General features: G+C 70.1%; 13 protein-coding genes and 1 tRNA gene. 6 read left to right on the top strand and 8 right to left on the bottom strand.

The window, feature by feature from the left end; translation table 11 throughout:
* Positions 1 to 131: 131 nt before the first annotated feature.
* From ACILR4_RS15535 to ACILR4_RS15520, 4 genes are read left to right on the top strand one after another with little or no spacing between them, the layout of a single operon-like run.
* On the top strand, positions 132 to 1,259 hold the full coding sequence (locus tag ACILR4_RS15535) for a hypothetical protein (protein ID WP_395701758.1): 1,128 nt from the start codon (positions 132 to 134) through the stop codon (positions 1,257 to 1,259).
* Positions 1,256 to 2,923 (top strand): VWA domain-containing protein, encoded by a 1,668-nt coding sequence (locus ACILR4_RS15530; RefSeq protein WP_395701757.1) that lies wholly within the window; start codon positions 1,256 to 1,258, stop codon positions 2,921 to 2,923. Before ACILR4_RS15535 ends, ACILR4_RS15530 begins: the two co-directional genes overlap by 4 nt.
* Complete coding sequence (locus tag ACILR4_RS15525; protein ID WP_395701756.1) at positions 2,910 to 3,656, top strand: hypothetical protein; 747 nt, start codon at positions 2,910 to 2,912, stop codon at positions 3,654 to 3,656. The genes ACILR4_RS15530 and ACILR4_RS15525 overlap by 14 nt, the downstream gene beginning before the upstream one ends.
* The gene (locus ACILR4_RS15520) at positions 3,653 to 4,879 is read left to right on the top strand and encodes a toxic anion resistance protein (protein ID WP_395701755.1); all 1,227 of its coding nucleotides are present in this window, start codon (positions 3,653 to 3,655) and stop codon (positions 4,877 to 4,879) included. Before ACILR4_RS15525 ends, ACILR4_RS15520 begins: the two co-directional genes overlap by 4 nt.
* Positions 4,880 to 4,910: 31 nt before the next feature.
* Here ACILR4_RS15520 and ACILR4_RS15515 read toward each other — a convergent pair whose 3' ends face one another.
* From ACILR4_RS15515 to ACILR4_RS15495, 5 genes are all read right to left on the bottom strand, one after another.
* Positions 4,911 to 6,359 carry a S41 family peptidase gene (locus tag ACILR4_RS15515; RefSeq protein WP_395701754.1) on the bottom strand — a complete coding sequence of 483 codons (1,449 nt, stop codon included), beginning with the start codon at positions 6,357 to 6,359 and terminating at the stop codon, positions 4,911 to 4,913.
* Positions 6,360 to 6,510: 151 nt separating this feature from the next.
* A tRNA-Arg gene (locus tag ACILR4_RS15510) sits at positions 6,511 to 6,585 on the bottom strand.
* 37 nt (positions 6,586 to 6,622) lie between these two features.
* The gene (locus ACILR4_RS15505) at positions 6,623 to 10,849 is read right to left on the bottom strand and encodes a translocation/assembly module TamB domain-containing protein (RefSeq protein ID WP_395701753.1); all 4,227 of its coding nucleotides are present in this window, start codon (positions 10,847 to 10,849) and stop codon (positions 6,623 to 6,625) included.
* A 5-nt stretch (positions 10,850 to 10,854) separates the two neighbouring features.
* A complete protein-coding gene (locus tag ACILR4_RS15500; RefSeq protein WP_395701752.1) occupies positions 10,855 to 12,690 on the bottom strand; it encodes an autotransporter assembly complex family protein in 1,836 nt (611 codons plus the stop codon).
* Positions 12,687 to 13,859 carry a VWA domain-containing protein gene (locus ACILR4_RS15495; protein ID WP_395701751.1) on the bottom strand — a complete coding sequence of 391 codons (1,173 nt, stop codon included), beginning with the start codon at positions 13,857 to 13,859 and terminating at the stop codon, positions 12,687 to 12,689. The genes ACILR4_RS15500 and ACILR4_RS15495 overlap by 4 nt, the downstream gene beginning before the upstream one ends.
* A gap of 153 nt (positions 13,860 to 14,012) precedes the next feature.
* Here ACILR4_RS15495 and ACILR4_RS15490 point away from each other — a divergent pair, with 153 nt between their 5' ends.
* A complete protein-coding gene (locus tag ACILR4_RS15490) occupies positions 14,013 to 15,194 on the top strand; it encodes a GGDEF domain-containing protein (RefSeq protein ID WP_395701750.1) in 1,182 nt (393 codons plus the stop codon).
* A gap of 211 nt (positions 15,195 to 15,405) precedes the next feature.
* A complete protein-coding gene (locus ACILR4_RS15485) occupies positions 15,406 to 16,113 on the top strand; it encodes a hypothetical protein (protein ID WP_395701749.1) in 708 nt (235 codons plus the stop codon).
* 22 nt (positions 16,114 to 16,135) lie between these two features.
* Here ACILR4_RS15485 and ACILR4_RS15480 read toward each other — a convergent pair whose 3' ends face one another.
* The 3 genes from ACILR4_RS15480 to ACILR4_RS15470 all read right to left on the bottom strand — a co-directional run.
* Positions 16,136 to 18,121 (bottom strand): prolyl oligopeptidase family serine peptidase, encoded by a 1,986-nt coding sequence (locus ACILR4_RS15480; protein ID WP_395701748.1) that lies wholly within the window; start codon positions 18,119 to 18,121, stop codon positions 16,136 to 16,138.
* A 31-nt stretch (positions 18,122 to 18,152) separates the two neighbouring features.
* Positions 18,153 to 18,746 carry a GNAT family N-acetyltransferase gene (locus ACILR4_RS15475; RefSeq protein ID WP_395701747.1) on the bottom strand — a complete coding sequence of 198 codons (594 nt, stop codon included), beginning with the start codon at positions 18,744 to 18,746 and terminating at the stop codon, positions 18,153 to 18,155.
* Positions 18,747 to 18,749: 3 nt separating this feature from the next.
* A partial coding sequence (locus tag ACILR4_RS15470; protein WP_395701746.1) for an AAA family ATPase occupies positions 18,750 to 19,169 on the bottom strand: 420 nt, incomplete at its 5' end.

Here is a 19,169-nt window from a genome sequence, read left to right as displayed (position 1 = left end):
CGCGCGGCGACGATTCATGCCACCGTTCCGTCATCTCGTCGCGAGGGCCATGCGCGCCATGGCCAAGCCGCATAATGCCGCCGCCCCCTGGCCGCCAAGGGCAGGGCGGGTTCGAAGGAGTGGGTCCGGATATGTCGAAGACGATGCGGGCGCTGATAACGCTGGTGCTGCTGGCGGGGTTGGGTGGGGCGGTGTTCTTTGCGATGCGCGGCCAGCGCGAAGACCAGGCCCGGCTGCAGGAGACCAAGGCGATCGCCAATGCGCCGGTGCTCAAGGGCGTGATCGCGCTGGATGTCGAGCCTTACTTCAAGGACCCCCGCGTCATCCGCGTGTTGGCAGCGCACAAGCTGCCGGTGGACGTGGTGCGCGTGGGCAGCCGCGAGATGGCGGGCAAGGTGGTGGCCGGCGCGGCGCCGGACTTCCTGTTCCCCTCCGGTGTGGTGGCGGCCAACCAGGTGGTCGATGCCGCACGCAAGGCCAACATCCCGGCCGCGCAGACCGCGCCGTTCTACACGCCGATGGTCATCGCCTCGTGGGAGTCGATCGCCAGGATCCTGGTGGCCAACGGCCTGGCCAAGCCGATGAGCCCCAAGGTCTATGGCGTCGACATGGCCAAGCTCACCGAGACGATGCTGGCCAAGAAGCGCTGGAAGGACTTCAAGGACGCCGCGGCCTATGACGTGAGCCGCAGCGTGCTGGTCTCGACCACCGACGTGCGCCGCAGCAACTCCGCCGCGATGTACCTGGCCCTGACCAGCCATGCGCTGAACGGCGACATCGTCACCGAACGCGCCGCCGCGCAGCAGACGGCGATGAAGCTGGTGGAATTGTTCAAGCGCCAGGGCTACCAGGAGAACTACGTCAACGGCAATTTCGACGACTACGTGGCCATCGGCATCGGCAAGACGCCGATGGCCTTCATCTACGAGAACCAGCTGGTCAGCTACGCGCTGGCCAAGAAGGGCATCGGCGCCGACATGGTGCTGCTGTACCCGCAGCCGACCATCGTCAACAAGGTGGTGTTCGTCTCGATGAACGAGCGTGCCAAGGCACTGGGCGAACTGCTGGCCAATGACGCCGAGTTGCAGGGCATCGCGGTCGAGTACGGCTTCCGCATTGCCGACACACAGCGCTTCATGGCCGCGATCCAGCCCACCGGGCTGGCCGTGGAGCCGCGGCTGACGCAGGTGGTGGACCCGCCCTCGTTCGAGATCATGGCCGAGATGATCGACACCGTCGCCAAGGAGATGACGCAATGAGGCTTCGTCGTGCGCTGCTGCTGGCCCCGCTGGCCGCGCTGCTGCTCGCCGGCTGCGGCAGGAAGGAAGCGCCGCCGCCGGCCCCGGCGGCCCAGCCGCAGGCCCAGGCCCAGGCCGAGTTCACGGTGCTGGCCACCAGCGACCTGAAGGACGTGCAGCCGCTGGAGGAGATGGTCGGCAAGGCCACCGGCGTGAAGCTGAAGTTCCGCTTCGGCGGCACCATGGAAAGCACCGAGGCCGTGCTCACCGGCAATGCCAAGGCTGACGCGGCCTGGTTTGCCAATGCCAAGTACCTGCTGAGCGACGCGCAGGGCCAGTCGCGCGTCAAGCTGCAGGAGAAGATCACGCTGTCGCCGATCGTCGTCGGCGTTAGCGAATCGGACGCCAGGCGCATCGGCTGGGCCGATCCGGCGGTGGCGGCCAAGCTCACCTGGAAGGACATTGCCGCGGCCTCGAAAGCCGGCAAGCTGACCTACGCGCTGTCCAACCCCGCCACCTCGAACCAGGGCTTCATGGCGCTGATGGGCGTGGTCGCCGCGGCCAGCCAGAAGACCGAGGCGCTGACCGCGGCCGACGTCGACCGCGGCGCGATTGCCGACTTCCTCAAGGGCTACAAGCTGCCGGGCGACAACTCGACCTACCTGTCGGAGCAGTTCATCCTGCAGCAGGGCACGCGGGTCAACAGCTTCATCAACTACGAGAGCTGGCTGCTGAGCCTGAATGCCTCGGGCAAGCTGCGCGAGAAGCTGCAGCTGATCTACCCCTACGAGGGCGTGAGCACCGCCGACTACCCGTTCATGCTGCTGAACGATGCACGCCGGGCGGACTACCAGAAGGTGGTCGACTACCTGAAGAGCGAGCCGGCGCAGCTGTGGCTGGCGAAGGAAACGCTGCGCCGGCCGATCAAGCCCGAGATCGCGGCCAAGGTCGAGAACCTGCTGCCCAAGGGCGGGCTGCAGGTGGAACTGCCGTTCTCGCCCGACCGCGCGCTGGCCGATGGCCTGATCGCGGCCTACCTGAACGAGTTCCGCATGCCCATTGCCAGCACCTTCGTGCTGGACACCAGCGGCAGCATGCAGGGCGGCGGCCGGCGCCAGCAGCTGGTTCAGGCCATCCACTACATCGCCGGGGCGGATGCCTCGCTGACCGGTCGCATCGCGAAGCTGACCAATCGCGAGAAGCTGTGGCTGCAGCCCTTCTCCGAATCGCCGTATGGGCTGACATCCTTCGAGGTGCCGGCCGGCAGCGCCGTGGCCAAGGGCGTGCAACTGCAGGCCGACAGCGACGCGAAGCAGCAGACGCTGGCCAAGGTGCGCGAGTTCGCCGACAACCTGAACTTTACCGGCGGCACCGCGCTGTACGACGCGGTGTACGACGCGCTCAGGCACATGCTCGACGAGAAGAAGAAGAACCCGAAGTACCAGTATTCGGTGGTGGCCTTCACCGACGGCGAGAACAACAAGGGCCGCAACCTCGAGCAGTTCAAGCGCGACTACGCGGCGCTGCCGGAGGATGTGCGCGGCATCCCGGTGTTCATGGTGCTGTTCGGCGAGGCCAGCGAGAAGGACCTGCAGAGCCTGGTGCAGATCACCGGCGGCCGCGTGTTCGACGCGCGCAGGACGCCGCTGTACAGCGTGTTCAAGGACATCCGTGCCTACCAGTAGCGAAGGCCCGGGTACCCGGCTCGGCCGGCTGATCGCCTCGCCCGCCAACTGGTGCGGACTGGCCGCGGCCATCGTCGTGCTCGGGCTCAAGGCGGCCGGGCTGCTGGGCACGCTTGGCCTGGGCCTCGCGGTGCTGGGCTATGCGGCCGGCTTCGTGATCGGCGGCCTGTGGTTCGGCTTTCCGTCGAGCAAGGAGCCTGCATGGGAGGCGCTGCAGTTCGACGACGAAGGCGACGCGCACGAGGCGATGGAACGCGCGCTGAACGGCGTGCGCCGGCTCACCGAGCACAACCCGGGCAACCGCATCCCGGCCTCGCTGCAGGCGCGGGTGCTGGCGCTTTGCGGCGCGCTGGAGGGTCTGCTGGACCAGTGGGAACGCTCGCGCGGGACGCTCTCCTTGCAGGATAGCTTCCATGCCCGCCACATCGCGATCCGCTACCTGCCCGAGGCGCTGAACACCTACCTGTCGATTCCCGCGGCCTATGCCAGCGGCAAGCTGCTGGAGAACGGCAAGACCGCACAGGACACCTTCAAGGACACGCTCGTCGAGCTGGAAGCCAAGGTGCACCAGCTGGGCGACGACCTGGCGTCCCAGGACGCGCATGCCTTCCTCGTGCATTCGCGCTTCCTGAAGGAAAAGTTCGGCGCCGGCCGCGGCCTGCTGCCCGGTGCTGCCGACACCCCGACCGAATCCCCCACCCTCACGCTGCCGGACCAGGAGCCCAAGCGATGAACGAACCGCTGCCCGCCAATCCCGTTGCCACCAAGGCCGCGCCGGCCTTCACGCTGGAGCCGCCCGAGCTGGTGCAGCCGGTGCCGGTGGAGACCGCGCGCGAGGCGGTGCCGCTGAAGCCCGAGCTGCAGCGCCAGGTCGACGACCAGGTGATCCGCTTCATCGACGCGCTGGCCACCGAGGACGTGCATTCGGACGCCTTTCGCGCGCGGCTGGACAGCGCCTTCGCGCTCGGCAAGGAAGAGGTGTCCAATGCGTCCAGCCTGATGCAGGGCCGCTTCATGCAGCGCAATTTCGTCGGCATCGAGGACACGCCGGCGTACAAGGCGATCGCCGACATCCGCGCCCAGCTTGACGAGCTGAATCCCGGCAACGACGGCGACCTGATGCAGCCGCGCAAGCTGCTCGGGTTGATCCCCTTCGGCAACAAGCTCGAGGCCTACTTCCGCAAGTACCAGAGCGCGGCCGAGCAGCTGAAGACCAGCATGGGCCAGCTCTACGCGGCGCGCGACGACATGCAGAAGGACGTGGTCGACATCGAGGCCACGCGCGGCAAGCTGTGGGAGGCGATGCAGAAGCTGGCCGCCGCGGCGCGCTTCGCCACCGTGCTGGACGCGAAGCTCGAGGAGAAGGTGAAGTCGCTGGAAGGCACCGACCCGCAGCGCGCCCAGGCCTTGCGCCAGGAGGTGTTGTTCTACGCACGCCAGAACCTGCAGGACATCCAGACCCAGCAGGCGGTGTGCGTCAACGGCTATCTGGCGCTGGACGTGCTGAAAAAGACTGGCCGCGAGATGATGAACGGCTGCACCCGCGTGGCCACCACCGGCATGAGCGCACTGGCCGTGGCGCAGACCGTGGCGCGGGCCACCGGCAACCAGATCCGCGTGATGGAGATGCTGCAGGGCGTCAACGCCACCATCGGCAACCTGATCAGCGAGACCGGCCGCGCGCTGAACCAGCATGTGGACCAGACCACCCAGTTCGCGCAGAACCCGATGCTGGGCATCGAGAAGATGAAGGAGATGTTCGACCAGACCTTCCAGGCGATGGACGCGATGGACAACTTCCGCGCCAAGGCCATCGACGTGATGGGCCAGAACAACGCGATGATCCGCGACCAGCTGGCGCGGGCCGACAACTACGTGGATCGCACGCGCCAGCAGCAGGCGCGAGAAGCGGCCGCATTGCCGTCGGCGAATACCGACGGCCCGGTGAAGCTTTAGCCCAACCCCGGGGCGCCTGAGGCGCTCCGGCCTACTTGGTGGTGTTGACGCTGACCTCCAGCGAGGCCTTGCGCTCCATGCCGGACTTGCTGACCGCCACCGGCTTGCCCTTCAGCTGGTTCAGCGCCTGCTCGAGCGGGAAGTCGGCGGCCGTGCCGAACTCGGGCAGCGGCTTCGGGGCTTCCTTCTTTGCGGCCTGCTCCTCGAGCTTCTTGCGGGCTTCCTCGCGGGCCTTCTCGCGCGCTTCGTCCTTCTGCTCGTCACCGTTCATCAGGTGCTTTTCCAGATCGGCTTCGCGCAGGCGCAGCGCCGCGAACACGTTGCCTTCGGCGGTCTCGTCCAGCCACACGTCGGGCACGATGCCCTTGGCCTGGATCGAGCGGCCGCTGGGCGTGTAGTAGCGCGCGGTGGTGATCTTCAGCGCGGTTTCCGGCGACAGCGGGCGCACGGTCTGCACCGATCCCTTGCCGAAGGTCTGCGCGCCCATCACGATGCCGCGCTTGTGGTCCTGCAGCGCGCCGGCAACGATCTCGCTGGCCGAGGCTGAACCTTCGTTCACCAGCACCACCAGCGGCACCGTCTTCAGTGCGGCCGGCAGGCGCTTCAGCGGGTCGCTGCCGCCGCGGCGCAGGTAGTCTTCCGGACCGGCCTTCAGCGTGCTGCGGGCCTCGGCGATCTGCCCCTTGGTGCTGACGACCACCGCATCCTGCGGCAGGAAAGCCGCCGAGACGGCCACCGCGCCTTCGAGCAGGCCGCCGGGATCGTTGCGCAGGTCGAGCACCAGGCCCTTCAGGTGCGGCTCGGCCTTGTAGATCTCTTCGAGCTTGCGGGCGAAGTCCTCGACCGTGCGGTCCTGGAACTGGCTGACGCGGATCCAGGCATAGCCCGGCTCGATGACCTTGGCGCGCACGCTCTGCACGCGGATTTCCTCGCGCACGATGGTCACCGGGAAGCTGCGGTTCTCGTCCTTGCGGAAGATGGTCAGCTGCACCTTGGTGTTGGGCTCGCCGCGCATCTTCTTGACGGCCTGGTCCATCGTCAGGCCCTTGACGGCGGTGTCGTCGATCTTGGTGATCAGGTCGCCGCTCTTCAGGCCGGCGCGGAAGGCGGGCGAGCCTTCGATCGGCGAGACGACCTTGACCACGCCTTCTTCCATGCCGATCTCGATGCCGACACCGACGAACCTGCCGGTGGTGCCTTCGCGGAATTCCTTGAACGACTTCTTGTCGAAATACTGCGAATGCGGATCGAGTCCGGAGACCATGCCGCTGATCGCGTCGGAGATCAGCTTCTTCTCGTCGACCGGTTCGACATAGTCGCTCTTGATGGCGCCGAAGACAGCGGCCAGTTGCTGCATTTCTTCCAGCGGCAGCGGCGACAGAGAGGCACTGCGCGCGAAGGCCTGGAACTGGATCGTCGTCAACGCCCCAGCCACCGCGCCCAGCGTGATCAAGCCTGCGACCTTGAGTTTGCGACCCATCTTCACCCACCTTTGGCAGCGCTGTGCTGCCATCCACGAACGACGCGATCGAGTATAAGACCGCGCCTCGATTCGGAGTGTGGGCACTGACTGAAAGTTGCACAACCTGCAGTGGTGGACTCTGCAAAGTCGTGTAAAGCGCCGCGGCTAGTGGCGCCTCCGACAGGAATCGAACCTGTATCTAGCGCTTAGGAGGCGCTCGTTCTATCCATTGAACTACGGCGGCGGCGGAGCGGCATTCTCGCACCAGCGGCGGCCCCGGTTCACCAGCGCCAGGACCAGATCATGTCCACCGAGTTCTCGCTGCCGGACTGCGCGCGCAGCGTGAAGCGGCGGGCCACGCGGTAGATCAGCTGCCAGGTGCCGGTGGTGGCATTGACGCTGCGCTCGTAGCCCACGTACCAGCGGCGGGACAGCTGCCGGCCCAGGCTGACGACGGTTTCGCGCACCTCGCCGTCGGTCTGGCGCAGCGAGAAATCGGTCAGGCCCAGCGATTCGATCAGCTTGTCGGTCGGCCCCTTCTCGTTGCTGCCGGCCAGCAGCGCGACGGCGGCGCGCTGCAGCAGCGCGGTGTCGGTGCGGCCCAGGCCTTCCGGGCCGCGGCCGAGCACCAGCCACGAGAGCTTGTCGAACTCGGCCATCTCCGGCTCGCTGGTCAGCCGCACGCGCGGGTTCTGCGCGTTGCCCGCCACGCTGACGCCGACGATCACGTCGAGGTTGGGGCGTATGGCCAGCACGTCAAGCCGCGGGTTGTCCATCGAGCCGGTGAAGACGATTTCTCCGCGCGAGATTTCCAGCTTCTGGCCGTAGGCGGCGTAGGTGCCACCATGGGTGGTGACGCTGCCGTTGAGCGCCAGCTTGCCGCCCGGGCTGCTGACGCGCAGCTCGCCGCGCAGGCCGGTGTCGATGCCACGGCCGCGCAGCTGCAGCTTCTGCCCCAGGTCGACGCGCAGGTCCACCTGGGCATTGCGCAGCGGGCCCGCCGGGGCGGGGCGGGCGGCCGCCGCCGCGGCGTTGGCCGAGGCGGCCGCGGCCGGCGGCAGGGCGGCCATCGGTGCCGAGGCGGGCGGCGGCGCCCGCAGCACCTGCACGTCGCTGTCCAGGCGTGGCGCGTCGCCCTGGCTCAGGTCGATCAGGCCTTCGTCGATGCTGACCTGGCCGTCGAGCTGCAGGCGCGTGGCATCGAGCTTCAGCGCGGCCTGGCCGCTGGCCACCACGCGGCGGTCGATGCGGCCCAGCACGCGGAAGTGCTCGGCCACCAGCTGCAGCTGCGCGCTGGGCTGGGCGCCCAGCTGGGCGCCGCCGCTGAGGCTCAGCCGGCCGTCGCCGCCGCGGAAATCGAAGCGCTCGACCTTGGCCTGGTCGCCGGCCAGCGTGATCGCCAGCTCGCCGTCGCTGACGTTGACGCCGGCCAGCAGGTTGCGCACGCCCAGCCCGCTGCCGCGCAGCTCGCCGCGCAGCTCGGGTCCCTTGAACTTGCCGGACAGGGTGGCCGTGGTGCGCAGCTCGCCGGCCAGGCGCCAGCCCGGCGGCACCCAGGCGCCCCAGATGCCGAGGTTGGCCACATGCGCCTGCAGCACGCCCTGCATCGGCGCGTCCGGCTCCGGCCAGCGGCTGGCGGGCTTGCTGCGGATCACCTGCGCACCGGCGATCTGGCCCACCTGGCGGCCGGCCAGGCCTTGGGCGAACTGCCACAAGCCGTCGTGCACGCCCAGGCCCAGGCGCAATTCCTCCAGGCCCAGCGCCTGGCGATTGCCGAGTTCGTCGGTGATCGCCAGGTCGCCGCCCAGGCGCTGGAGCACGATGTCGGCGTCGACCTGCTCGGCGGCGCGGATGTCGATGCGGCCGCCCACGCTGAGGTCGCCGCTCCAGCCCATGGTGGGCTGCAGCCGCTGCAGCCAGCGCGCGACGTCGATGGTCTCCAGCTCGGCGGCCACCGTGAGCTGCTGGGCTGCGGCGGCCTGCCAGCGCGCTTCGCGCCAGCGCAGCGCCGCCCCCAGCAGTTGCACGCGGCCGGGCGCCAGCTGCAGGGCCTGGGGCTGGCCCGCGGCATCCAGGCTCAGCTCGCCGGACACATCGGCCAGCGTCAGCCACGGGGCGCTGCCGGACGGCGTATCCCGCGAGCCGCCGCGCAGTTGCAGGCCCTGCAGCTGCCAGCGGCTGGAACTGTCCGGCAGGTGCTGCCAAGCGCCGCGGAGCTCGGCGTCGATGCGGGTGCCGCTGCCGACCGGGCCGATCAGCGACTCGGACCAGGCCGGCGGGCGCGCGGGGCTGTCGGCCATGAACTTCAGCTGGTGCTGGCGCAGGCTGCCGCTGAGTTGCGCGTCGACGCGGTCGACCGGCAGGTCGTCCAGGCGCATGCCGCGGGCCTCGAACTTCAGCGCCAGCGGGGCTTCGGGCTGCTCGCTGCCGGTCCAGCTCAGGTCGGCCTGGTCGAGCGCGCCGCGCGGGCTGCGCAGGCCGCGTGCGCGGGCCTGGCCGCTGCTGCGCCAGGCGGGCCAGTGCGCGTCGAGGCTGGCCTCGGCCTCCAGCGTGCCGGCGCTGGGCAGCCAGCCGGCCAGTTCAGGCGCGGTGGCAGCCACCAGGCGCATCACCGGCGCCATGGCGGCCAGCGCCGGCGCCTGCAGCTGCAGCGTGGCGCGCTGGCGGGCCTCCGGCATCGCGCTGTCCTGCCACTGGCCCGTGGCGACCAGCCGGTTGCCGGCGGCCTGCCAGCGGGCGTCGACACTCAGCCGTGCATCCTGCAGGTCCAGGCTCAGCTGGCCGGACACCGGCACGCCGGCCAGCTGGCTGTCGGCCAGCGTCAGCTGCGCACTGCCGGTGCCGCGTGACAGCGGCGGCCGGGGCCGTCCGCCGGCCGGGGCGTCAGGCCACAGCAGCCGGGCCTCGGCGGTGCCGTTCAGCCGGTGCGGGCCGCGGCGCCAGGGCGACTGAGCGTCGCCGCGCCACCAGGGCAGGGGGTCGAATTGCGCGAAGGCGGTCTTCAGCGCCAGCTGCCAGCCGTTGCCGGCGCGCTGTGCTTCGCCGCTGGCCGAGGCCCGCGCGGCGCCGGCGCTGGCCTCGGCGCGCTTCAGCCGCCAGCGCTGGGCGTCCCCGTCGGCCTCGAGGGTGAGCTGCACCGGACCGCCGCTGCCGTCGAGCCCCTGGCCGGCGAGCCGGGCCTGCACCGCGACCTGCGGGCCGGGCGCCGGGCCGGCCGGCGCCGATGCCGCGGAGGGCGGCGCTGATGCTGCGGCCGCCGGTGTTGCAGCGGCCGGCCACGGCAGGTTGCTGACGCTCAAGGTGAGCGGCCCGCTGAGCCGCACCGGCGCCGCCCGCGCGTCCAGCCGCGCCGGCTGCAGGCCATCGAGCTGCAGCGCCAGCGACAGCCGCTCGCCTTGCCAGCGGCCGCTGCCGCGCAGCGTGCCGGCGCTGGCCTGCTCATCGGCCAGGGCGACCTCGAACTGCTGCAGGTCGAGCTGGTCGGTGCGGCGCAGCTCGCCGCCGGCCACCAGCGTGATCTGCTTCAGCGGCAGGCGCTGCGCGTCCCAGCGGCCGGGCAGGGCATTGGCCAGCTGCAGGTCGAGGCGCGCCGGCCGGTCCAGTCCGCTCGACTGCAGCTCGGCCTGGCCGGCCAGCGCCGTCTGCGGCAGGCGGGCCGACAGCGCGGCCAGGTCGAGCTGCTGCGTGCTGACGCGCAGCGCGGCCAGCGGCCAGGCGGCGAAGGGGGCGAGCCGGGCGCTGGCCTGCAGGGTCGGCGCCGCATGGCCGGGCTCGGGCTCGCCCGCGGCCTTCAGCTGCAGCACCAGCGCGCTGAGCGGGCCGCTCGCCTCGGCGTCGGCCCGCCAGCGCCGGGCGCCGATCGACTCGGCCTGCAGCTGCGCCTGCAACGGCAGCGTGCCGGTGCTGCCGAGGCGCGCGCTGCCGTGCAGCCGGGCCTGTTCCCAGTCCAACTGCAGCGCGTCGACGCGGTGCTCGCGACCGCCCTCGGCGCCCAAGCTCAGCCCGGCCTGCAGCGCCAGCAGCGGCGGCAGCGTGTCGATCTGCAGCCGGTCGATGCGCAACGCCGGCAGGTCCAGCGCCAGCGGCAGCCGCAGGTCGGTGGGCGGCTGCGGCGGCGTCTTGGCCGGCGGGCCGCTGTGCCACACCAGCAGGCGCGCGCGCAGCTGGCCGATGCGCAGGCGATCGCCGAACCCGGGCCAGGCGATCCCGTCGGCCACCAGGCCCTGCAGCTGCAGCCGGCCGCTGTCGCCGGCCCAGTCGAGCTGGTCGATCTCGAGCCGGCCTGCGGCCAGGCTGCCGCGCACGCCCTGCACCTGCAAGCCCGGCACGCGGGCCAGGCCCCAGGCCAGCGTGGCGGTCGATTGCCACAGGCCGTACAGGCCGGCCGCGGTGACGAGGCACAGCACGGCCAGCAGCGCCAGCGTCCACAGCAGGAAGCGGCGCCGCCGGCGCGGCGGCGGGGCGGCCGCCGCGGGGGCGGGCGATGCAGGCGTGGTCTCGTCGGCCATCGCGTTCAGAAGGTGATGCCCACGGACAGGTGCAGCCGCAGCCGGCGCAGCTCGTCGCCCCAGGCCAGGTCGGCGCGCAGCGGGCCGATCGGGCTGCGCCAGCGCAGGCCGACGCCGTAGCCCAGCGCCGGCTTGTAGTCCTTCCAGCTGTCGGCGGCGCGGCCGGCATCGACGAACACGGCGCCCCACACCGAGGGCAGGCGGTCGGAGATGGGCCGGGCCAGTTCGGCGCTGCCGGTCAGCAGCACGTTGCCGCTGACGATGTGGCCGTCGCGCTCAGGCGCCAGCGTGCGGTAGGCATAGCCGCGCACCGAGTCGTCGCCGCCGGCGCGGAAGCCCAGCGCGTCGGGCACGATCACCGCGTCGCGCTTGACGATCTGGCCGGCCTCGACGCGCGCGGTGCCGTACCACTGCGCGCCTAACGGCCAATAGGTGGTGAGGCGGCCGTAGACACGGCCGAAGGGCCCGCGCTCGCCGGTGTTGCTGCTGGCCTGGCCAGCGCCCAGCTGCAGCGACAGGCTGAAGCCGCGCGTGGGCAGCAGCGCGCTGTCCAGCCGGCGCAGCACCATGTGCGCGTTGGCACTGAGGGCGCGCGCATCGACCACCTCGCCGGTGGCGTTCAGGCTCTGGCGCGAGCGCAGCATCTCGCCGAAGTACAGGCGCTCGGCCTTCGGCGTGTCGGTGCTGCGGCCCAGGCGCAGGCGCTGCGAGAGCACCACGTCCTGGTCGCCGCGCACGCGCTCGACCTGCACGCCCAGCAGGTTGCGGCCGAAGTTCTCGCCCGGGTGGCTGTACAGGTCGGTGGTGAGGGTCTGCGCATCGCGGCCCCATTCGAGCTTGTTGTAGCTGGTGATCGGCCAGCCGAAGGGGCGGCGGTGCGTGTGCTCGGCCGAGGCGCGCGGCCCGGTGTTGCCGCTGTAGCCGGCGCCGAGCGTGGCCTGCTGCAGCGGCAGCTCGCTGACGCGCACCCGCACCGGCGCGGCGGCGGCCTGTGCCGGGTCGGCGTCGAAGGTGACGGTGGCGGTCTCGAACAGATTGCTCTTCAGCAGCCGGTCCTGGTAGTCCAGCAGCAGCGCTTCGGTCAGCGGCGTGCCGGGCTTGAAGCCGGCCAGGCGCTGCACGGTGCGTTCGTCGTGCAGCTTCAGCCCTTCCACCTGCACCGGGCCGGCGACGAACAAGGGCCCGCTGTCGACCGCCACCGCCAGGCTGGCGCCATGGCTCGGCACGTCGATGTCGGCCCGGCTGTCGCGCAGCGTGGCGGCGGCATGGCCGGCGGCGCGCAGCTTCGCGAGCATCTGCAGCTTGGTGTCCGACCAGTCGGGGTTGCGGAAGGCGCTGCCTTCGTGCAGCGGGCCCGCCGCGCGGATCTGGGCCTGCAGCGCCTGCGCGGCGGGGTCGGCGGCAGCGAGTCGATCGCCAAGCGGCCCCTCGATCTTCAATTGCAGCGATCGCACCTCGACCCGCGGACCTGGCGTGACGATCACCCGCACGGTGGGCGGGTTGCCGGGGTCGCGCTGCACCTTCACCTCGGCCTCGAAGAAGCCTTCGGTCTGCAGCAGCTCGCGCGCCTGCGCCGGCGTGGCGGCAATCAGGCGGGCCCACTCGCTGTCGTCCAGCGTCTCGTCGCTGCGCATCGCGGCCAGACGGGCCAGGTCCAGGTGCTGCTCGAGCAGGGCCTTCAGCGTCGAGGGCGCGTCGACCTGCAGCTTCAGCGGTGGCGGGCCGGCCGCAGCGGCCGCGGCAGCGGGCGCGGTGGTGTCAGGCTTCGGTGCGATCAGGCCGCAGGCGCCGCACAGCGACGCCAGCCCCAGCAACAGCGCGCGGGCCAGCCGGCGCGTCACTTGCTCAGCAGCCGCATCGCCCCTTCGAGCCCGGCCAGCGTCAGCGGGAACATGCGGTTGTTCGTCAGCTGCTGGATGATGGAGATGCTCTGGCGGTACTGCCACACGCCCTGCGGCTCGGGGTTGATCCAGGCGAACTTCGGGAAGGCATGGGTCAGGCGCTGCAGCCACTCGGCGCCGGGCTCCTCGTTGTTGTATTCGACGCTGCCGCCGGGCTGCAGGATCTCGTAGGGGCTCATCGTCGCGTCGCCGACGAAGATCAGCTTGTAGTCCTTGTTGTACTTGCGGATGATGTCCCAGGTGGCCGTCTTCTCGCTGAAGCGGCGGCGGTTGTTCTTCCACATGAAGTCGTAGACGCAGTTGTGGAAGTAATAGAACTCGAGGTGCTTGAACTCGCTCTTGGTGGCCGAGAACAGTTCCTCGACGCGGTGGATGTGCTCGTCCATCGTGCCGCCCACGTCCATCAGCAGCAGCACCTTGACCTTGTTGTGGCGCTCGGGCACCAGCTTGATGTCGAGCATGCCGGCATTGGCGGCGGTGCTGTGGATGGTGTCGTCGAGGTCGAGCTCGGTCTCGGCACCCTCGCGCGCGAAGCGCCGCAGCCGGCGCAACGCCACCTTGATGTTGCGGGTGCCGAGTTCCAGCGTGTCGTCGTAGTCCTTGTAGGCGCGCTGGTCCCAGACCTTCACTGCGCTCTTGTTGCGGCCCTTGTCCTGGCCGATGCGGATGCCCTGCGGGTTCTGGCCATAGGCGCCGAACGGGCTGGTGCCGCCGGTGCCGATCCACTTGTTGCCGCCTTCGTGGCGCTCCTTCTGCTCCTCGAAGCGCTTCTTCAGGGTGGCCATCAACTCGTCCCAGCCCATCTTCTCGATCAGCGCCTTCTGCTCGGGCGTGAGCTCGAGCTCGAGGTTCTTGCGCAGCCAGTCCAGCGGCACTTCCTTCGTGAAGTCGACCAGCATCTCCACGCCCTTGAAGTAGGCGCCGAAGGCGCGGTCGAACTTGTCGAAGTGGGCCTCGTCCTTCACCAGCGCGGTGCGGGCCAGGTAGTAGAACTCGTCGACCGAGGGGCCGATCACTTCGGCGCGGATGGCCTCCAGCAGGGTCAGGTACTCCTTGACCGAGACCGGCAGCTTGGCCGCGCGCAGCGTGTAGAAGAAGTTGATCAGCATGGCAGGGGTCCGGTCAGGGGGGACTGAGGGTCGAGCATAGCCGCATGGCGCGGGCCGTGCAGTCTTCACGGTGACGCGGGGTGACGTCCTGTGCCACCGTCGCCGGCCGGCGAATTGTCTCAAGTTGTCAATTCGCCGACCGATGACCCGACGATGCTGGGAAACGTCGCCCTCACCGTGCTCACGCTGCTGCTGCTGCTGCTGGCCGCCGGCGCGGGCTGGGCCATGGCGGCGAGGGCGCTGCACCTGTCGCGCCGCGCATCGCGGCATTGGTGCTACTCGGCCCTGCTGGGCGCGCTGTGCCTGGCCCTGATGCTGACGCGCGGCGTGGCGCCGGACTGGCTGGCGATGGCGGTGGCCAACGGGCTGGCCGTGGCGGCGCTGCTGATCATGCGCCGCGGCGTGCTGCTGTTCCTGCGCCTGGAGGCGGCGGACGGCGAGATGATCGTCGTGCTGGCGGTGGTGGGCCTCACGAACCTGCTGGCGCTGCTGCTGCCGCCGCCGCATGCGGCCACGCTGCAGGTGCTGGCCACCAGTCTGGGCATGCTGTGGGGCCTGCTGCGGACGAGCCTGATGAGCTATCCGGCGCTGCGGCGAGAGTTCGGCGAGCTGTCGGCCTTTCTGCTGGTGTCGCCGCAGGTGGCCTGCATCGCGATGTACCTGCTGCGCCTGGGCACCGGCATGCTGCAGTGGCCGCCGCTGCTGAAGCCGCTGACCGAGGACTCGCCGCTGAACGTGGCCTCGGCGCTGCTGATCCTGCTGCTCACGCTGCTGCAGCACGGCAGCCTGCTGGTGATGGCGGTGCAGCGCATGGTGCGCAAGCTGCGGCACCTGTCGCAGCGCGATGCACTGACCGGGCTGTACAACCGCGCCGAGTGGAACCGCCAGCTCGAGGCGCAGCACCGCTGGCTGGGCCGCTTCGGCGAACCCTTCGGCGTGCTGATGATCGACATCGACCACTTCAAGAAGATCAACGACACGATGGGCCACGCCGCCGGCGACGCGGTGCTGCTGACGGTGGCGCAGGTGCTCACCGCGTCGGCGCGCGAGGTCGACGTGATCGGCCGCCTGGGCGGCGAGGAGTTCGGCGTGCTGCTGCCGCGCGCCGAGCCGATGACGCTGCGCCGGGCCGCCGAGCGGCTGCGCCAGATGCTGGGCGATGCCGAGACCACCTGGCGTGACCAGCCGATCCGGCTGACGGTCTCGATCGGCGCGGCGATGTGCCAGGACGCCGACGAGGCTCCCGGCCACGTGCTGGAGCGCGCCGACCGGGCGCTCTACCAGGCCAAGCACAACGGCCGCAACCGCACCGTGGTGGCGCGCCTGGCCACCTGACGGCCACTGGCCACCTAACGCGCATTCAGGGCGTCCAGCGCCTGCCGGGCATCCAGGGCCGGGCGCGCTGCAGGCCTCCGGCGTGACCTCCGTCACGCCCGGGCCGATCCGGCACCAGGCTCTTGGAACCGGTCCGCTGCCGGGGTCACTGAAGGGCCGAGCGCCGCACGGCGGCCGCCGTCCTCCCTTCACCCGCCCAGGAGACTTCCGCATGAGCAAGCATCTGTACCTCAGCACCACCTTGTTCGTCGGTGGCACCCGCCTGGAGGTGCGCCAGGTGATGGGCCGCGGCAACGCGCGCTATCCGCTGCTGGTGCAGCAGGCCCTGCTGCGCGCGCGCCAGTGGCTGATGAACGTGCCGCCGTTCCTGCATGTGGGCGGCGATGCGCAGATGGCCTCGGCCTTCCGGCACGTGTTCCGCGCGGCACCGGACGCCAACGCGCTGAACACGCTGCGGGCCGTCAACAGCAACATCCTGCGCGGGCTGAGCGACCAGGTGCTGGGCATCAAGCTGCTGGAAGACGACGGGGCGCTGGGCTACGTGCGCCGCTACTACTCGGGCCGCAAGCACCTGGTCTACGGGGCGCAGTTCCACGATGCCAAGGACAACGCCATTGCACGGCGCGGCGAGATCCACCTCAGCCCCTCGATCCTGGACGATCCGGAGATGGCCACCATCACGCTGGTGCACGAGGCCGGCCACAAGTTCTCGAACCTGCGCGACCACGGCGACAAGGGCTACTTCAGCTCGGACGGCCGCAACTACGAGCAGCCCGGCATCACCCCGCAGGAGGCGATGCTCAACGCCGACAGCCACGCCTACTTCACGCTGTTCATGAACCGCCGGCTCGACAAGCTGAACCGCCGCATCGCGGCCCAGCAGTCGGGCGACATGGACCTGGGCGCGCTGTTCGGCTGAACCCGCCCGGCGACGGGCGAGCTCAGCCGCCGTGCTGCTTGAGCCAATCGAAGAACTCGCGGTACCAGACCTGGCTGTTGCGCGGCTTGAGGATCCAGTGGTTCTCGTCCGGGAACCACAGCAGCCGCGCATCGACCTTCAGCGCCTTCAGCGTGTTGTAGTAGGCCAGGCCCTGGGCATCGGGCACGCGGTAGTCGAGCGCGCCGTGGATCACCAGCGTGGGCGTGCGCATCTGGCCGGCATGCGCATGCGGGCTCTGCGCATGGACGCGGGCCATGTCGTCCCAGTACCAGGCGCCCAGTTCCTTGGCATGCCAGGACCAGGCATCGTCGGCAAACATCGCCACCCAGTCGAAGCAGCCGGCGTGGCAGACGTAGGCCGCGTAGCGCCCGGCCTTCACATGCGCGTTCATCCACGCCACCATGTAGCCGCCGTAGCTGCCGCCGGTGGCATAGACGCGGGTCTTGTCGATGAAGCGCTTCTTCAGCAGCGCATCGGTCGCGGCCTCGATGTCCTGCAGCTCGAGCTCGCCCCAGCGGTGCGTGATGCTGTCGAGGAAGACATGGCCGAAGCCCGAGGAGCCGTGGTAGTTGACCACCGCCACCACGTAGCCCTGGGCCGCGAAGGCCTTGTTGTTCCAGCGGTAGTGCCAGTTGTCGCCGACCGAGGTGTGCGGCCCGCCGTGGATGACCTGCATCAGCGGGTACTTCTTCTTGGGGTCGAAGCCGGGCGGGTAGAACAGCCACACCTGTACCTTGTCGCCCAGCGCGCCGTCGACCCAGGTCTCCTCGTGGCGGCCGAGGTCCAGCGTGGCCAGCAGCGCGTCGTTGAAGCGCTCGATGCGGCGCGCCGGCTGTCCCGGCAGGTGCGCGTGCATGCGGCTGGGATGGTCGGCCGCATCGGCCAGCGTCACCAGCGTGCCGGCCACCTTGTCGAAGCTGGTGACCCAGCCGCCTTCGACGACGATCTCGGCCCGCTGGTCCGGCAGGTCGAAGCGCCACAGGTGGCGGCGCCCCTTCTGCTCGGTGGCCAGCAGCACGGCCTGGCCGTCTTCCTCCCACAGCAGCGGGGCGTGCACGTCGTGGTCCCAGGCGGCGCTGAGCACCTCGTGGCCGGCGCCGCGCTCCCACAGCGCCAGGTGGCCGGGCATCGTGTGCTTGCGGCCCTGGTGGCTGGCGATGAAGGCGATGCGGTCGCCATCCGGGCTGTAGCGCGGGGCGGAGAAGTCCCACTCGGGATCGAGCGCGATCGGGGTGATGCGGCCCGAGCGCAGGTCGACCTCGGCCAGCGCATGGCGGCCGTCGGTGCGCTTCTCGGGCGCGGGGTCGTAGGCGAACACCAGGCGCCGCCCGTCGGGCGAGATGTCGAAGGTGTTGGCATCGGGCTCGCCGCGCGAGAGCTCGTAGGCCGTGCCCTCGAACAGGTCGCGCACCTTGCCGGTGGCAATGTCCATCAGGTGCAGGTGGGCCACGCGGCCCATCGGCACGAAGTGGTCCCAGTAGCGGTAGAAGGCCTCGCTGGTGGCGTAGCCGGTTTCCTTGCGTTCCTTGAAGTCCTTCAGCGCCTTGGCCTGCGCCTTGCTGCCCTTGAGCCCGGGCCAGACCCAGGAGACGAAGACGATGCGCTGGCCGTCCGGGCACCACTTGAAGGCCTCGACGCCGGTGGACACTTCGCCCACGCGCCGTGCCTCGCCGCCGTCGGGCGGGATCACGTAGAACTGCGCTTCCTCGTCCTTGTGGCCCTGCTGCTCGCGCCGCGCGGTGAAGCCGATGCGGTCGCCGTGCGGCGACCAGCGGGGCTGTCCGTCCTTGTCGCCGCACTGGGTGAGCTGGCGCGGCTCGCCGCCCAGGGTCGACAGCAGCCACAGGCTGCTGGCGGACTTGTTGTCGGCCATCGAGTACCGGGTGACGGCCACCACCGCATGCGCGCCGTCCGGCGCGAGGCTGGGGCTGCCCAGGCGCTCCAGGCGCCAGAGGTCGTCGACGGTGATGTTCTTCTTGCGGGCCATGTCGTGTTGTTCTCCGTCGGCCGCGCGAGGCTCAACGCGGCTTGTTCAACAGGTATTCGAGGTGGGCTTTCACCTCGGGCCACTCGCCGGCGGCCAGGCTGTACATCACGGTGTCGCGCACCGTGCCGTCGCGCCGCAGCGCATGGTGGCGCAGCACGCCATCCTTCCGGGCGCCCAGGCGCTCGATCGCGGCCTGGCTGGCGAAGTTGTAGTTGTCGGTACGCCAGCCCACCAGCTGCGCGCCCAGGGTCTCGAAGGCGTGCTGCATCAGCAGCCACTTCGCGGTGGTGTTGACCGCGCTGCGCTGGCGGCTCCTGGCGTACCAGGTGTAGCCGATCTCGAGACGGTCGACCGCGGGCACGATGTCGTGGTAGCTGCTGCTGCCGATCACATCGCCCGTTAGCGCGTCCAGCACCGCGAAGGCCAGACGGCTGCCGGCCTGGCGCATGGCCAGCGCGGTCTCGATGTAGGCGCGGGTCTGGCCAGGCTCGGGCACCGAGGTCACGCGCAGGCGCCACAGCTCGCCATCGGCGGCCGCGGCGGCCAGGCCTTCCTCATGTTCCAGGCCCAGCGGTACCAGCCGCACGGGGCCGCGCTCGAGCGTGACCGGTTGGACGTTGATCATCGGTCAGCGGTTGTGCTTTTGCATGAACACCAGCTTCTCGAACAGCGTGACGTCCTGTTCGTTCTTCAGCAGCGCGCCGACCAGCGGCGGCACCGAGACCTTCTCGTCCTTGCTCTGCAGTGCCTCGAGCGGAATGTCCTCGGCGACCAGCAGCTTGAGCCAGTCGATCAGCTCGCTGGTGCTGGGCTTCTTCTTCAGCCCGGGCAGGTTGCGCACGTCGTAGAAGGTCTTCATTGCCACGCCCAGCAGTTCCTTGCGCAGGCCGGGGAAGTGCACGTCGACAATCTTCTGCATCGTCTCGGCATCGGGGAACTTGATGTAGTGGAAGAAGCAGCGGCGCAGGAAGGCGTCGGGCAGCTCCTTCTCGTTGTTCGAGGTGATGAACACCACCGGCCGGTGCCTGGCCTTGACCAGCTCGCGCGT

The sequence above is a fragment of the Aquabacterium sp. genome (genome assembly GCF_044226965.1).
Taxonomy (GTDB): domain Bacteria; phylum Pseudomonadota; class Gammaproteobacteria; order Burkholderiales; family Burkholderiaceae_C; genus Pseudaquabacterium.
The sequence above is the reverse complement of the archived record's forward strand: the minus strand, read 5'-3'. Positions and strand labels throughout refer to the sequence as shown.

Coding starts and splice junctions, on each gene's coding strand:
- ACILR4_RS15515 (WP_395701754.1), bottom strand. CDS start 6,359: ATGGGTCGCAAACTCAAGGTCGCAGGCTTGATCACGCTGGGCGCGGTG.
- ACILR4_RS15520 (WP_395701755.1), top strand. CDS start 3,653: ATGAACGAACCGCTGCCCGCCAATCCCGTTGCCACCAAGGCCGCGCCG.
- ACILR4_RS15480 (WP_395701748.1), bottom strand. CDS start 18,121: ATGGCCCGCAAGAAGAACATCACCGTCGACGACCTCTGGCGCCTGGAG.
- ACILR4_RS15530 (WP_395701757.1), top strand. CDS start 1,256: ATGAGGCTTCGTCGTGCGCTGCTGCTGGCCCCGCTGGCCGCGCTGCTG.
- ACILR4_RS15535 (WP_395701758.1), top strand. CDS start 132: ATGTCGAAGACGATGCGGGCGCTGATAACGCTGGTGCTGCTGGCGGGG.
- ACILR4_RS15490 (WP_395701750.1), top strand. CDS start 14,013: ATGCTGGGAAACGTCGCCCTCACCGTGCTCACGCTGCTGCTGCTGCTG.
- ACILR4_RS15475 (WP_395701747.1), bottom strand. CDS start 18,746: ATGATCAACGTCCAACCGGTCACGCTCGAGCGCGGCCCCGTGCGGCTG.
- ACILR4_RS15505 (WP_395701753.1), bottom strand. CDS start 10,849: ATGGCCGACGAGACCACGCCTGCATCGCCCGCCCCCGCGGCGGCCGCC.
- ACILR4_RS15485 (WP_395701749.1), top strand. CDS start 15,406: ATGAGCAAGCATCTGTACCTCAGCACCACCTTGTTCGTCGGTGGCACC.
- ACILR4_RS15495 (WP_395701751.1), bottom strand. CDS start 13,859: ATGCTGATCAACTTCTTCTACACGCTGCGCGCGGCCAAGCTGCCGGTC.